Annotated in this window: 14 protein-coding genes and 1 pseudogene; 11 read left to right on the plus strand and 4 right to left on the minus strand. The window is 61.5% G+C overall.

The annotated features are described in order from the left end of the window. Positions 1–226 precede the first annotated feature (226 nt). Genes D8780_RS04170 through D8780_RS04180 form a run of 3 tightly spaced genes read left to right on the plus strand, consistent with a single transcriptional unit; the run spans position 227 to position 3,119 of the window. The gene (locus tag D8780_RS04170; protein ID WP_121644489.1) at positions 227–1,960 is read left to right on the plus strand and encodes an ATP-binding protein; all 1,734 of its coding nucleotides are present in this window, start codon (positions 227–229) and stop codon (positions 1,958–1,960) included. 22 nt (positions 1,961–1,982) lie between these two features. After that, on the plus strand, positions 1,983–2,723 hold the full coding sequence (locus D8780_RS04175) for a peptidoglycan-binding domain-containing protein (protein ID WP_158598438.1): 741 nt from the start codon (positions 1,983–1,985) through the stop codon (positions 2,721–2,723). A gap of 27 nt (positions 2,724–2,750) precedes the next feature. After that, complete coding sequence (locus D8780_RS04180) at positions 2,751–3,119, plus strand: DUF1491 family protein (protein ID WP_121644491.1); 369 nt, start codon at positions 2,751–2,753, stop codon at positions 3,117–3,119. A gap of 20 nt (positions 3,120–3,139) precedes the next feature. On the opposite strand, the gene D8780_RS04185 is transcribed toward D8780_RS04180, so the two are convergent. Beyond that, positions 3,140–4,207 carry a hypothetical protein gene (locus D8780_RS04185; RefSeq protein WP_121644492.1) on the minus strand — a complete coding sequence of 356 codons (1,068 nt, stop codon included), beginning with the start codon at positions 4,205–4,207 and terminating at the stop codon, positions 3,140–3,142. Positions 4,208–4,344: 137 nt separating this feature from the next. Here D8780_RS04185 and D8780_RS04190 point away from each other — a divergent pair, with 137 nt between their 5' ends. Next, positions 4,345–4,527 (plus strand): hypothetical protein, encoded by a 183-nt coding sequence (locus tag D8780_RS04190; RefSeq protein ID WP_121644493.1) that lies wholly within the window; start codon positions 4,345–4,347, stop codon positions 4,525–4,527. Positions 4,528–4,546: 19 nt separating this feature from the next. Here D8780_RS04190 and D8780_RS04195 read toward each other — a convergent pair whose 3' ends face one another. From D8780_RS04195 to D8780_RS04205, 3 genes are all read right to left on the minus strand, one after another. After that, positions 4,547–5,077, minus strand: a complete 531-nt coding sequence (locus D8780_RS04195; RefSeq protein ID WP_121644494.1) for a DUF1254 domain-containing protein — start codon at positions 5,075–5,077, stop codon at positions 4,547–4,549. Further along, complete coding sequence (locus D8780_RS04200) at positions 5,070–5,657, minus strand: DUF1214 domain-containing protein (RefSeq protein WP_245412256.1); 588 nt, start codon at positions 5,655–5,657, stop codon at positions 5,070–5,072. Before D8780_RS04200 ends, D8780_RS04195 begins: the two co-directional genes overlap by 8 nt. An 81-nt stretch (positions 5,658–5,738) precedes the next feature. Continuing rightward, positions 5,739–7,880: a transglycosylase domain-containing protein gene (locus D8780_RS04205; RefSeq protein WP_121644495.1), complete on the minus strand. Its 2,142-nt coding sequence runs from the start codon at positions 7,878–7,880 to the stop codon at positions 5,739–5,741. 219 nt (positions 7,881–8,099) lie between these two features. Here D8780_RS04205 and D8780_RS04210 point away from each other — a divergent pair, with 219 nt between their 5' ends. From D8780_RS04210 to D8780_RS04235, 7 genes and pseudogenes are all read left to right on the plus strand, one after another. Then, positions 8,100–8,576 (plus strand): hypothetical protein, encoded by a 477-nt coding sequence (locus tag D8780_RS04210; protein WP_121644496.1) that lies wholly within the window; start codon positions 8,100–8,102, stop codon positions 8,574–8,576. Then, the gene (locus D8780_RS04215; protein WP_121644497.1) at positions 8,573–11,005 is read left to right on the plus strand and encodes a GTA baseplate fiber-binding domain-containing protein; all 2,433 of its coding nucleotides are present in this window, start codon (positions 8,573–8,575) and stop codon (positions 11,003–11,005) included. The genes D8780_RS04210 and D8780_RS04215 overlap by 4 nt, the downstream gene beginning before the upstream one ends. Continuing rightward, a complete protein-coding gene (locus D8780_RS04220; RefSeq protein WP_121644498.1) occupies positions 11,002–11,208 on the plus strand; it encodes a hypothetical protein in 207 nt (68 codons plus the stop codon). Before D8780_RS04215 ends, D8780_RS04220 begins: the two co-directional genes overlap by 4 nt. A 90-nt stretch (positions 11,209–11,298) precedes the next feature. Then, positions 11,299–11,586 (plus strand): hypothetical protein, encoded by a 288-nt coding sequence (locus tag D8780_RS04225; RefSeq protein WP_147440278.1) that lies wholly within the window; start codon positions 11,299–11,301, stop codon positions 11,584–11,586. Positions 11,587–11,663: 77 nt separating this feature from the next. Beyond that, a pseudogene (locus D8780_RS15895) lies at positions 11,664–12,122 on the plus strand (response regulator); the annotation flags it as partial. Beyond that, positions 12,120–12,488 (plus strand): ATP-binding protein, encoded by a 369-nt coding sequence (locus D8780_RS15900; protein ID WP_281004579.1) that lies wholly within the window; start codon positions 12,120–12,122, stop codon positions 12,486–12,488. The pseudogene D8780_RS15895 and the gene D8780_RS15900, both read left to right, overlap by 3 nt. A 27-nt stretch (positions 12,489–12,515) precedes the next feature. Continuing rightward, positions 12,516–12,971: an RT0821/Lpp0805 family surface protein gene (locus D8780_RS04235; protein ID WP_147440279.1), complete on the plus strand. Its 456-nt coding sequence runs from the start codon at positions 12,516–12,518 to the stop codon at positions 12,969–12,971. The last annotated feature ends 1 nt before the right edge of the window (position 12,972 follow it).

The following is a 12,972-nucleotide window of genomic DNA, read 5'->3' on the forward strand; positions in this document are numbered from 1 at the left end:
CCTACCTCGTGACGGCTCATTGTCGGCTTAAAATGAAGTTCGCAAGGCGGTCATGTCACTTATCAGCAAGTGCGTAAGAACCATTCCTTAAAACGGTTCCGCCATCCTGATTGCAGTTTCCACCGGCGGATGCCGACCGCCCCGAAGTTGGCAGCGCCGGAATGAGTGATTGGGTTGCGTCTTGGTTCAGTGTGTTGAAAGTGGCAGGGATGATTGGCGGGACCGCGTGAGCGCGGCCTTCGATCGTTTCGTCAACCGTGATGTGACCGACCCAGCCCGGCGCCGGCGGCAATCCCGGCTGTTTGGTGCCATTCTGACGATCACGGTCTTGCTGATCGTGCTTTCAGTTCCTCTTTCATCGACAGAACCGGCTTATCTCGCGTTTCCGTTTCTTGCGGGAGCGGTCGGCTGCATTCTTTCGGCGCTTCTGTCGGCGACGGGCCGCGAAACATTATGCGCGATTCTGACCGGACTGTTCGCCTTCAGCTTTGCAGCGCTGACACTGGCAAAAGGGGCGAACGCACCGGGCATCGCTCTCCTCATCATGGCTGTTCCTGTCGTCGAAGTCTGGTGGGCCTTGCGCCGGCCAGTTCTGACCGGCTTTGCAGCGACTCTTGCGGCGGGGACCGGCCTGGGAGCGCTGTTGACCGGCTGGAGCACATCGTCCGCATCGCTCTGGGGCGTCACCGCGTCCGTCGGACTTCTCCTCTGGATTAGCAGCCTTTTGCTGCGCATGAGACAGCCGAGCTCGGACGCCCCGATGGCCGAATTGCAGGCAGATACGAAATTGCTGTCCTATCCGCTCATGGAAAATCTGCCAGGTGTTGTCGCCATTTTTGCACGCGACGGCGAACTGCTCGATGCAAGTGGCGCAATCGAAGATCTGCTTGGCGTCGGTACGGCGCATCTGCTCGGTGCATCCTTCTTCGAGCGCATCCACGTCGGAGATCGGGTCCTCTGGCTCAATGCCGTCGCCGATGCACGGGAGGGAAAGGAAGCGCGGGCTCTCATGCGCATGCGGGTCGCGACGTCGGGCGAGGTGACCTTCTCGGATATCGCGGTTCGCCTGTCGGCCGATCCCGAAGGACGGCTGGTCGGTTTCCTGGTGCACGATCCCGAGACGGCTGAACGGCAGCGAGAACTCGAGGCCCTCCGCGAAGAGGCAAAGGTGCTCGCCAATGTGCGCAACCGGTTCCTCGCCACGGTCAGCCATGAACTGCGTACGCCCCTGAATGCCATTATCGGCTTTGCGGATATGATGTGCTGCGACACCGTCCCCATGCCGAGCGTCGAGCGGCAGCGGGAATATGCGGGACTGATTTCGTGCTCTGGCGGCCATCTGCTGAAGGTGGTCAACGCGATCCTCGATGTTTCCAAGATGGAAGCCGGGACCTACACGGTGCAGCGGGAGCTGTTCGACCCGGCCGAGGCGCTCGACATGCCGCTGTCGATTGCCATTCAGCAGGCCGAGGCGGAAGGTGTCAGCGTCACGCGTTCGGTTGGCGGTAACATGCGGCAGGTGAATGCCGATCGCCGCAGCGTTCAGCAGATCCTGATCAATCTGCTTTCCAATGCGGTCAAATTCACGCCCTCTGGCGGCAGGGTCGAAGTCGAACTGAACGACGATGGCCGCAACTTCACGATGACCGTGCGTGACACGGGAATCGGCATTGCTGAAGAGGACCTGCCGCGTCTAGGCAAGCCGTTCGTCCAACTGGAAGACAGTTCGCTGTCCAGGCAGCACGAAGGGGCCGGCCTCGGCCTGTCTCTGGTGAGGGGACTTGCCGAACTCCAGGGTGGGATGATGCGGATCCACAGCCGCGTCGGAGAAGGCACCACCGTCACCGTCAGTATTCCCAACCGCGGCGTTGACGAGCCGCACAAACTGATAACCGATGCCAGACCCCATGAAAGCTCAATCGAACCGAACCATGATTGTGAGCAACGCCGCACGGCGTAATGATCGGAGGTCAGGAAGAGTGATGCGTATTCTGCAAAAGACCGGACGCTATGGAGTTGCATTCTTCGTAGCCAACCCCGTGCTCGTCACTGCGGGTGTCGTCGTCGGCACGCTGACGATACTGGTTACTGCGAATACGCTGGAGCAAGCGGGCCAACATCCGTCTCCATTCTTCCAGACACGCCCTCAGCCGGCGACGGCCAATCGGACCGACCATTCGGCTGTGGCCTCATGGCAGGGCGGTTCGGACCGCAAACACGCCACCGCTGCGACGACCGTCGCACCCGGCGATCCCGATCTCGCGCGTGTCCAGTCGGTCCTAAAGGATCTCGATCTTTATGAAGGCGATATCGACGGCCTGGAAGGGCCGAGAACGAGTGCAGCCATTCAACGCTATCAGGAGATCCTTGGACTGCCGGCGACCGGAAAGGTCGACGCTGCGATGCGCCGCAGCCTTGGCAGCGCAATGGGCAATAAGGTTGCGGTCTCAGCGCCGCCTTTGCCCAAATCCGCGCCGGGCTTCAATGGTCATGAGACGCCGGACGATGCCATGGCCACCGGCAGCATCGGCGACAAGAGTGTCTACCAATTGCAGGAGGCACTGGTGCATTTTGGTTTTCATGAGCTCACGGTGGACGGCGTCTGGGGCGGGCAGACCGCCAAGGCTCTTTCCACCTTTCAGCGCATCGAAGGCCTCGCCGAGACGGGAGAACCGGATGAAGCAACGAAAGCGCGGCTTCGTGATCGCGGCTTCCTGCGATAGACCGCGCACCGTTTCGCCCCTGTATTCATGAACCGTCTGACGAGTGCCTTCGAGGTTTCGGCCATTAACCGTCGGGTCTTTGCTGCAGGCGGCTTCGCTGCTGTTCTGGCAAAGGGCGCGGAGGAAGCCGGTGCGATCTTCCTGCTCGTTCGAGATCGGCTGGGCGCGCAGGCCCTGTACGGTCCTGCTGCGCAGACGGCCTATGATGACGGGCGCCCGGGAGAGCGGTATTTTCGCCTGCTCCTCCGAACGGAGGATCCTTTCGACGAGAGGATAGAGGCGAAGATCGCATCAGAGCGACGCTTCGACCCCGACCTCTGGTTGTTGGAACTGGAGGGCGGCCCACCGATCGAGGAATTGGTGCAGCTTGTCAGGTCCGACGACCCTGATTTTTGAAGAGCTGGTATGGCGGGTCGTTACCCGACCGCCCGCAGACGTGGCATCGCGTCGTTTCCGCCGCTGAGCGTCTCGAAATCGACAGGTTCGCGATCGTCCCATTCATCATGGGACAAAGAATCGGTAGCCAGCTTCGCTGCCGTGCTTTCGGCGACGGCCAGGACGGATTGCTCACGCCAGTTGCGCAACTTGTCGTCCGCTTGCGTGGCCGTCAGCGCTTCGAACCGTTCGATGAAAAGGCAGATGCTCGCAGTCGTGGTAAGGGTGTCGGGTCGAACTGCCCGCACGATCAGATGAGCCTCCGCCGCGGTCAGGCTGAGGGCCCGAAGCGCCATCAATATTTCGTGAGTGCCGTTGGAATGAACAATATCGTTGGCGACCGGCAGTTCGATGGCCAATGCGTCGGCGAGGGCGGTTGCGAACAATTCGACGTCGCCGGAAAGCGCCGTCTCCCGAAGCTTGGCAAGAAGGGTCGACGGTTTGGTGATCACGCCCTGGTCTCGCGTCGTCGACGCTCCGTGATGGCCTGAGTTCCCTGCCATGGCTGCCCGGAGCTGCATCTGAACTTCCTTGAGTGTCTTTGGCATCGAAGTTTTGCTCCGGGAGGAAAGGGATTGGGTGTTGGGTTCTGTCGTTGCCGGCGTCGGCTCTTGGGCGGGCAGGGAATGCTTGCGTTTCAGGTGTGTCAGGATTGCCCGAACCGCGGATGGCAGTTCACCCCGGCGGCCGATAACGCGGGCATGGTCGATATCCGTGTTCTTGACGATGTGCAGCCAATCTCGTGTTGAAAACACCGGCGTCCGCATGAGCAGTGGCGCCGATATGGCGACGGGTTCAAGGGCCAACTTCAGCAGAAGGCCGCGCGGCGCGCGGGTGCGGTCGGAAAGAACGGCTGCGGCGTAGCGCCTTGCATCCTCACTTGTCCTTGGAAAGAGCGCCAGGCCGAGCGCTTCGAGCTGACGGACCTCGTAGCCGGACGGCCGCGTGAGGGCGGCGAATGTGCCGACGGCGTGCCGGAACACGGCGTCCGGACGTGCTTCGCTGTTACGATCGACTACCAGACGCGAGCGAAGAACGGACTGCGGCACGGCACACCTTTGTGGGACGGTTGAAATCTGATCCCCACTCTAGTGGTAAATGGTTCGTATTCCGTTAGCAGCTCATTAACCAGAAGGCAGTCATGCTTCCCGTGGGTGCGAGGATGTCATGACCACGGAGTTGCCAGATGGGCAAGATCATTCCGATGGCTGCATTCAGCAGGAAGCAGGACGAGCAGCCGTCCAGAAAAGTATCGAATGCGCAATGCGAGATATTGCTGTTCGATGGCATCCGCTACGAGCCGATCCCCGAAAAGGACGATCGGCAAGGCGGGCACCGCGCTGGCAAGGGGAAACGCCGGCGCGCCTGATATGATGACGCCGCGGGCTCTAGAACGGCTCGCAGCGGATCGAATCGATGAAAGCGTCGCTGACGGGATCGTAGGTCTCGTCAGGGCGGAATATTCGGATCACCGCTATACCTTCGTCATTGCTCGAAAGCGCCAGAACGGTGCTGGCCAGTTCCGGCGGCATTTCCCGGCGAATCTCGATTTCTTGCAGGCGATTGACGACCATCAGGTCAAGGTTTTCCTCTGTTCCGTTCCGGTCGTTGATGGACCAGACGGTCTGGCCGCCGGGATTGATGAGCGCGACGGACCAGAATGGGACGTTTCCCTGCGCGCTCAGCTTCAATGGTCCCTTTGTCAGATCGAACCGACAGGCTGCGATCGCAAAAAGCGGGTCGGCATCGTAGATGATATCCGCTTCGTCGAGGCGGCGCGCCTCGAACGGTTCCGTTATCTCGTAGATCCTGCTCCATGCGCTGGCCGGTGCAGCGCGGGGGATGAGGAAGATGACCGCGATGTGGACAAGGCCGGCCCCGGCAAGGCCGATAGCAACCGCTAACAGGAAACTACGCATCGCAAGGCTCTTCCAGCTTCACGGCCGGCATGCCGAGCGGCGTAATGGACGAGCCGCTGCCGAGCGGGGTGTCGTAGAGAGACAGGACGAGGCGGAAGGGGCGGTTCGCTTCCACCGGGAACCAGTTTCCTGAACGGATGCTTGGCCCGATCGCAATGCGGACGGAACCATCGGGTTGCCGCAGCAGAGCCCGGGAGTGAAGCGCTTTTTCACGACCATTCTTGGCAATCAGCTTTCCGCTCTGAATATCGACCGCGCGCAAGGTCCAGAAGCGCGCCGAGGGAACCCGGCCCTCCAGAACGTACTGACATTGCGGCCGCAAAGGGCGATTGGCTTCGTCTGTTCGCCGGGAAAAAACCAGTCCTTCAGCCGGTGCCAGTGGCAGGGCTGCATTGCGGGCGATGCGAGCAGTTGTATACGGATCGGCTTTGTCGGTGCCTGCTTCCGGATAAGCGACCCACCGACCCACCGGCAAGGCGCCCAGCGCATCGGCGCGGTCGAGCGCCAGCAAAGCGCTGCCGCCGCCGAGACCCAGGGCGATGATACAGGACAATGTCGTGAGCAGGATCGTTCTCAGCATGATTCCCGGCGGGACTGGTCGGACGTGACGTGTCTGCAGACGCTGTAGCGAAGAGTGAGACCCGACCGCAAGACGCCAGATCTACCGCGACGCACGCAACTGGCTATCGGCCAGAGGGGGCTGGAGCGGCGTGGCGGTGTCGAAAAGCTGACCAAGAGCGGTCAGCGCATCCTGCAGTTCAGGCATGAGGCCGCGTGGAGCGTTTGTGACGGGCGAAACCTCTTCGCCCTCTTCAGCGGCAATCTGAACTGTTTCCGCAACCGGCCTCTCCGCACCCGGAATGGGCTTCAGTCGCACATTCTGGTGGGCGACACGCATCAGGCGGTTCCAGACCAGAGCAGGAAGCGAGCCACCGGTCATCCGGTTCGTCGGGCGATAGTCGTCATTGCCAAGCCAGACTGCGGCGACGTAATTGCCCGTGTAACCGACATACCAGCCATCCCGATAGGATTGTGTCGTTCCGGTCTTGCCAGCGGAGGGAATGCCTTCGAGAGCCGCGCGACGGGCGGTGCCCCATTCGGGAATCTGTACGAGAATCTTGTTTAATTCCCCCGCCACCTCCTCGGACAGCACCCGCTTGGCGTTGCTCGTCTGATTGTTCAGACGCCAAATGACCTCGCCGGACTGATCAAGAATCTGTGTGAAGGCATGATGTCCGTAAAGAATGCCGCCGGAGGCGAAAACCGAATAACCCGTCGCCTGATCCAGGACCGTGATGCTGCCGGCTCCCAGAACCATGGTTTTGTGACGCAGAACCGGCGTCTCGATGCCCATATCCTCGACCAGATCGGCCACGGTATCGACACCGCCCTTGATGTAGTTGCGGGCAAGGTGCGCCGGCACGGTGTTGATGGACTTGATCAACGCGGTCTGCAGGTCGGTCCGTCCGCGAAAATCGCGGTTGTAGTTTTGCGGACTCCAACCATTCCAGTTGATCGGCGAGTCGGAGACGCGTGATGATGCCTTCATCCCGCCCCGTATCGCCGCCGCGTAGACGTATGGTTTGAAGGATGAGCCGGGCTGTCGTTCGGCATTGACCGCGCGGTTGAACTGACTCTTGCCGTAGTCGGGGCCGCCCACCATCGCCCGAACCAGACCGTTGGGTTCCATTACGACGACCGCGCATTCCTCGACATTGTAGGATTTGCCGAACTGACGCAGATGGAACTCGCAGGATTCTTCTGACGCTCTTTGCAAGGTGGGATCGAATGCCGTTCTCACGACGAGATTGCGCGAAGGCAGCGTGTCGGCGATCTTCTGGACTTGTTCAAAGGCCCAGTCGAGATAGTAATCCGGTGAATCGTTGGCATCCCGCTCGATCGCGGAGGCCGGCTGCAGACGCGCTGAACTCACCTGGCCTTCGGTCATGAAGTCGGCCTGAACCAGATTGGTCAGCACCTCATTGGCTCGGGCGCGGGCGGCGGGAAGGTTGACGTGGGGCGCATAACCCGACGGCGCCTTGAAAAGGCCCGCCAGCATGGCCGCCTCCGCCAGACTGATCTCGCGGACATCCTTGCCGAAATAGAACTCGGCGGCCGCCGAGACACCGTGGACGCCGCCACCCATGTAAACGCGATCCACATAAAGCTGCAGGATCTCGCGTTTCGTAAGGTTCTCCTCGAGCCAGAGAGCCAGATAGGCTTCCTTGATCTTGCGCTGAAGCTTTCGCTCATTGCTGAGGAAGAGATTTTTCGCCAATTGCTGGGTCAGCGTCGATCCGCCCTGAACGACACCGCCTGAGCGGGCATTCTCCATCATCGCGCGGGCAATACCCATGACGTCGATGCCGAAATGCTCGAAAAACCGCCGGTCTTCTGTCGCCAGGATCGCCTTGACGAGATAGTCGGGCAATTGGTTGACCGGTACAGAGTCGCGCTGGAATGCCCCTCGCTGGCCGATATTTCGGCCATAGCGGTCGAGAAAGGTCACGGCGAGACCGTCCTGCTGGCGCCAGTTCCCTTCGGTTTCCCTGAAGGCCGGAATGGCCAGCACGTAAAACAGGACCACACCGACCGTGCCGAGCGTGAAGCCTTCCGACAACAGCTCGATCGCACCCCGTTTCCAGCCGCTGACACGGAATTTGCGTGAAAAGATCGTGATGCGGTCCCAGATTTCGGCAAGGCCGAACCGCAGCCTGTAAAGCGAAGAATCCAGCCAGGCATCGAGGCCGATCAGCCGCGAGACCCGAAAGCGTGGCTTCTTGCGCTGTTGTGGCTCTTTCATCGATCCCCCGAATTGCCGCTGCCGCAGTCGTTCCGAGCCTATTGCCCGTAAATGCGGCCTGATCACGATCAGCCTATGATAGCGGATGTCGCAGCATCCGTAAGCCCTCCCTTTGCCATGCCGGCAAGCTGTTCCTTCTCCACGGCCCTGTATTCGCCCGTATGCTCCTCGGGTGGCGCAGCAGAGGCGCCGTTCTCACACCAAAATCTGGAGCAGCCAATGTCGGCGAATGCGCATTGGTCCCTCATGCGGGCCTGGGCGGAGCATATACCCTTCGATTATGCGGCAGCCGCCGAAATGAGCGGGCTGAAAGAGCACTCCATTCGCGGCAAGGCATCCAAGCAGGGATGGATCATCCGGCAAGGCCATAGGGGAAGGGCTGGCGAAGCGGAATTGGCGCGCCTGAGGGACCGGCTTTGGGCGCGGCTGGATGCTGCGACGGATCGTGCCATCGGAGAGCCTCTCCCCAAGGCCGATATCGACGCCATTCATGTGCTGCTCCGAGCGGTCGACAAGCTGGAAACGGCGTGCGAGCGGGCTGATACGGGGGTTCGACCGGAAGAGACGGAGAAGCTGACCGCCGTCCTCGCACGGATCAATGATCGCATTGTCGAGCTGGCCGGTGAGATGGCTGAGCGGCAGACCGGCGAAGAACCGCCGACATCGCTGGCTGCCGGCTCGGACGACAGGTCATGACAGAGATCGGGCTGGATTCGGAATGGCGCGCTGAACAGGAAAGCTGGTTGCACGATTTGCTTGGCCCGGAGGAGGCGAGGCGCGTCGGAAAAGAATGGTTCATGACCGCCCGCAGCAAGCAATATCCGTTGCCGGAGGCGCCGAAGCGCTGGCTTGTGGTGGGTGGACGCGGAAGCGGCAAGACGCGGCTTGGTGCGGAGTGGGTGCGTGCCCTTATATTGGGGCTGCCTCCCTTCACACGGCCGGGCCTTTCCTATGGGCGCATCGCCCTTGTCGCGGAGACGCTTGGCGATGCCCGAGAAGTCATGGTCGATGGCGCGAGCGGCATTCTGGCGACCGCGCGGGGCGGCGAGAAACCCCGTTTCGAAGCGAGCCGGCGCCGTGTGCTTTTCGATAATGGCGCGACCGCTCAGATTTTCTCTTCCGAAGATCCAGACGCCTTGCGCGGACCGCAATTCGATGCGGCCTGGTGCGACGAACTAGGCGCGCCGGCAGTGGATGGCGGCGCGACACGTCCCAATCTTTTCGTCGATGGAAAGTCGTCCGAAAGCGCCACCCCCGATGGATCGAACGGCGGAAGGGACGACCTCATCCAGCGCCGTTTTCTGAGGGCGCATCTGTCCCATTGGAAAAACCGGCAGGCATCTCCCGTCGATCCGGAGAGGCTCTATCTTTGGGCCTGGGATACGCGTCCCTATCCCGCCTTTCCCCTGCTTGACGACATCTGGTCTGACGGAAACGCATGGTCGCGCGGCCATTGGCTGAACGGAAGGCTCGAACAGGTCGAACTGGGCGACTGCCTTGCAGCACTCCTCAGGCGGGCTGGCCTGTGTTCGTTCGACGTCTCGGGTGTCGATGCGATGGTCGAGGGTGTGGTTCTCGAAGCGGGATCGGCGCTGCGCAAAAGCCTCTCGCCCATTCTCGACCTGCACGGGATCGAGGCCTTTGAGCAAAACGGTTTGCTGACATTTCGCTCGCGAAACCGCCGGGGCTCTGTCGGCCTCGTTGGGGATCCAGTCGAGCGGGCCGAGGATGGACCGGCGATCGAAACCCATGCTTCCCCGATGGAAACGGTGGGGGAGGTGCTGGCCGCGGCGCGGGAGCCGTTGATCGAGTATCAGTCCGTCGTCGCGCGCCGGTTCGAAAGTGGTGCCGAGCAAAAACAGGCCCGGCAGATTGCCTTTCCCGGCGCCATGCACCGGGGCGCGCTTGAGGCACGCGCAGCCGACCAGCTCCGGCGTGCGCAGGAAGAGCGCATTACACTGGCGCTTTCTTTGCCTCCGTCATTGAGTGTGCCGCAGCCCGGATGTCGTTTCCGATTGGGCGAGCGGCCGGAGGTCGTCTGGAAGATCGAGGAAGTCGAATCGGGTCTAGAGGTGCGCCTGCGGGCCAGCCGCGACGTGGCCTTCACTCCTTCGGCCGACAATTCCATTCGTCCTGATGGCCTGACTGCGCAGTCCGTCGCCGCACAGGGTGGTGCGCCGGCCGTCTCGTTTCTTGATTTGCCTTTGATCGACGGAGAGGAGCCGGCCAGCCGTTTTCGGGTCGCCGCCTGGTCGCGATTCTGGATGCCTTTCTCCGTGACGGCGGCGCCGGCAGGCAGTTTTCAGGAACGCGTCATTATCGATGATCCCGCCACGATGGGCGAGACGGTCGATGATCTGCCACCGGCACGGCCCGGCCGCGTGATGCGCACGACGCTCCGTGTTCAGCTCTTCGCAGGGAGCCTGTCATCCGTTGAACGCATGGATCTTCTGGCTGGCGCCAACGCCGCAGCGATTGAAGGATCGTCCGGCTGGGAAATCGTGCAGTTCGAATCGGCGGAAGAGATTGCCTCAGATATCTGGGTGTTGAAGGGGCTTCTGCGCGGTCAGCTCGGCACGGAGGATGTGGCAGCGACGCGACTGCCGCTCGGTTCGAACTTCGTTTTGCTGGATAGTGCGGTGGGCGTCGCCGGTTTGCGCCATGCCGAGATCGGCATGGAAATGAGATGGCGCGTCGATCCGGCCGGTCGTGAAACCAGCGCCGAAGATCGGATCGAGACGATGAAAGCTGGTGGCGTGAGAGCGTCGCTGCCGCTGGCCCCGGTTCACCCCTGCGCCATCATGGTCGATGACGCGATCCGGTTTGACTGGATTCGGCGCGGCCGTGTCGAAGCCGACCGCTGGGAAGGACCGGATATTCCGCTCGGCGAGGAGGACGAGACCTACGATGTGTCGATTCTCGATGAAACGGGCAACACGCTGACTTCGGCGATTGTGACGGCACCGCTTTGGAGCGTGCCGCGACAGGTCTTCTCCGAGCCCGCCGAGGAGCACCGGCTGAAGGTCTGCCAGGTCAGCAGGACAATGGGCGCGGGTATTCCGATGGTCGCTCGCTTTGCTCCCCAAACACTCTCACCCATCTGCAAAAGGAGGCTTCTGATATGACTGATCAAAAACCGTGGTTTCTTTCGAAAACCATATGGGCGTCGCTGTGCACGGTAATTCTCGCTGCCGCATCTTTCGCTGGTATACCGACGGGCGGGCTGGAGGGAGGCGCTCTGGCGGACGGAATTCTGCAGATTTTGACTGCATTATCCGGTCTCGTGGCGCTCTGGGGCCGGGTGACGGCTAGCCGCGTTATCGGTTAGCATCCCTGCGGATTCTGCCTCCGGTGATATCGATGCATCGGAGGCAATTTGTTCATGTGCCATTCAGCCGGATTGCAGTATACGGGCTCCATGAAAACGATATTCGCCATCTTTGCGGTCCTTTCAGTGATGGGCGGTTCTCTTCCTGCCCATGCGCACGACTGGCCTGCGCCGAAGCCCGACCGGTCGTCGACGCTGCCGGTGCTGAAGGTCGCCGATAATTGCTATGCGGTGGGCCAGAAATTAGCGCAGAAGCGCGGTGCGCGGCTGTTACGGGCCGATGCTGTCGGCGATGGCCAGTGCCGCGTGGTGATGCTCGTGCCGGATGGCCAAGGCGGCCGTCCTCGCCGCGAAGAAGTCGTCGTACCGATGCGATAGGTGTCTCTTCCCACTTGATTGCGGACCGCGAGTGCGGGCAAACAACATTTGAACGATGATCGGGAGAGTGTTGGCCTATGCGTGTTCTCGTGGTGGAAGACGATACGGAACTGAATCGCCAGCTATGCGAAGCCCTCAAGGATGCCGGTTACGCCGTCGACAGCGCGACCGATGGTGAAGAGGGCCACTTCCTCGGCGACACGGAACCTTACGACGCCGTCGTCCTGGACCTCGGCCTTCCGCAAATCGATGGAATTTCGGTTCTGGAGCGTTGGCGTCGCGAGGGGCGGATCATGCCGGTCCTGATCCTGACGGCCCGCGATCGCTGGAGCGACAAGGTGGCGGGCATTGATGCCGGTGCCGACGATTACGTCGCTAAACCCTTTCACATCGAGGAAATACTGGCCCGTGTGCGTGCTTTGATCCGGCGCGCGGCGGGCCATGCCAGTTCCGAACTTGTCTGCGGGCCGCTGCGGCTCGACACGCGTGCATCTCGCGCAGACAAGACCGTCGAGGACGACGTCCCTGCCGGACTGGTATTTGCGGGGGAGAGTCACGATCTCGAAGAGATGCTGGGTAACCTCCTCGAAAACGCGGCGAAATGGTCGCGATCCGTTTTTCGCCTTTCGGCAAGGCCGGAAGAGCGCGATGGCCGTGCTGTCGTCATATTGGCGGTGGAGGATGATGGTCCGGGGATTCCGCAGGATCAGGCAGAGCGCGCCATCAAACGTGGCCAGCGGCTGGATGAGACGGTGCCGGGCACGGGGCTCGGCCTGTCGATCGTCTCTGAAACCGCCGGCGAATATGGTGGCGAACTTCGTCTGGCTCGAGCAAATATAGGGGGGCTGCGAGCGGAGCTTATTTTGCCCTCTATACCCTTTTCTGCACCGCAGCGACGGTGATAGGAAGGCTTCAGAAGGGAAAGACAATTGAACCGATCCACTGCCTCCCATCTGATGCCGATCAGGCGCGTTTCTTTGGCCTTCCGAGCTATCGGGCTGACGGCCGCGGCGCTTTCGCTCGCCGGTTGCACGACATTAACGGGCGGCGCGCCCTCCAGCTCATTCGCACCACCCGCCGGCGGGCCGTCGGTTGGCATGCAGGACGGGCTGGCAGCTCGTCCGAACTCGGGACTTGAGGCCGAAGCCTCGCGCAGCTTGGCCCTTGCCGCCGAATATCAGGCGCTGGAATATAAGGGGCGGGGTGAAGCGGTGACATGGCAGGCAGAGAGCGGCGAGAGTGGCCGAGTCGTTGCCTATCAGCCCTACCGCGTCGGCCGGCAGGATTGCCGTCAGTTCAGCCATACTCTGACCATCGAGGGCGAGATCAAGACGCTGAAAGGCGCCGCTTGCCGCACCGAAAACGGCAGTTGGGCCGTGATCTAAA

It is taken from the genome of Notoacmeibacter ruber (assembly GCF_003668555.1).
Taxonomy (GTDB): Bacteria; Pseudomonadota; Alphaproteobacteria; order Rhizobiales; family Rhizobiaceae; genus Notoacmeibacter; species Notoacmeibacter ruber.

Excerpts from the sequence above, each read along its gene's own strand:
- D8780_RS04175 (WP_158598438.1), top strand. The coding sequence starts at position 1,983 with ATGCGTATTCTGCAAAAGACCGGACGCTATGGAGTTGCATTCTTCGTA.
- D8780_RS04180 (WP_121644491.1), top strand. The coding sequence starts at position 2,751 with ATGAACCGTCTGACGAGTGCCTTCGAGGTTTCGGCCATTAACCGTCGG.
- D8780_RS04190 (WP_121644493.1), top strand. The coding sequence starts at position 4,345 with ATGGGCAAGATCATTCCGATGGCTGCATTCAGCAGGAAGCAGGACGAG.
- D8780_RS04195 (WP_121644494.1), bottom strand. The coding sequence starts at position 5,077 with ATGCGTAGTTTCCTGTTAGCGGTTGCTATCGGCCTTGCCGGGGCCGGC.
- D8780_RS04200 (WP_245412256.1), bottom strand. The coding sequence starts at position 5,657 with ATGCTGAGAACGATCCTGCTCACGACATTGTCCTGTATCATCGCCCTG.
- D8780_RS04205 (WP_121644495.1), bottom strand. The coding sequence starts at position 7,880 with ATGAAAGAGCCACAACAGCGCAAGAAGCCACGCTTTCGGGTCTCGCGG.
- D8780_RS04210 (WP_121644496.1), top strand. The coding sequence starts at position 8,100 with ATGTCGGCGAATGCGCATTGGTCCCTCATGCGGGCCTGGGCGGAGCAT.
- D8780_RS04215 (WP_121644497.1), top strand. The coding sequence starts at position 8,573 with ATGACAGAGATCGGGCTGGATTCGGAATGGCGCGCTGAACAGGAAAGC.
- D8780_RS04220 (WP_121644498.1), top strand. The coding sequence starts at position 11,002 with ATGACTGATCAAAAACCGTGGTTTCTTTCGAAAACCATATGGGCGTCG.
- D8780_RS04225 (WP_147440278.1), top strand. The coding sequence starts at position 11,299 with ATGAAAACGATATTCGCCATCTTTGCGGTCCTTTCAGTGATGGGCGGT.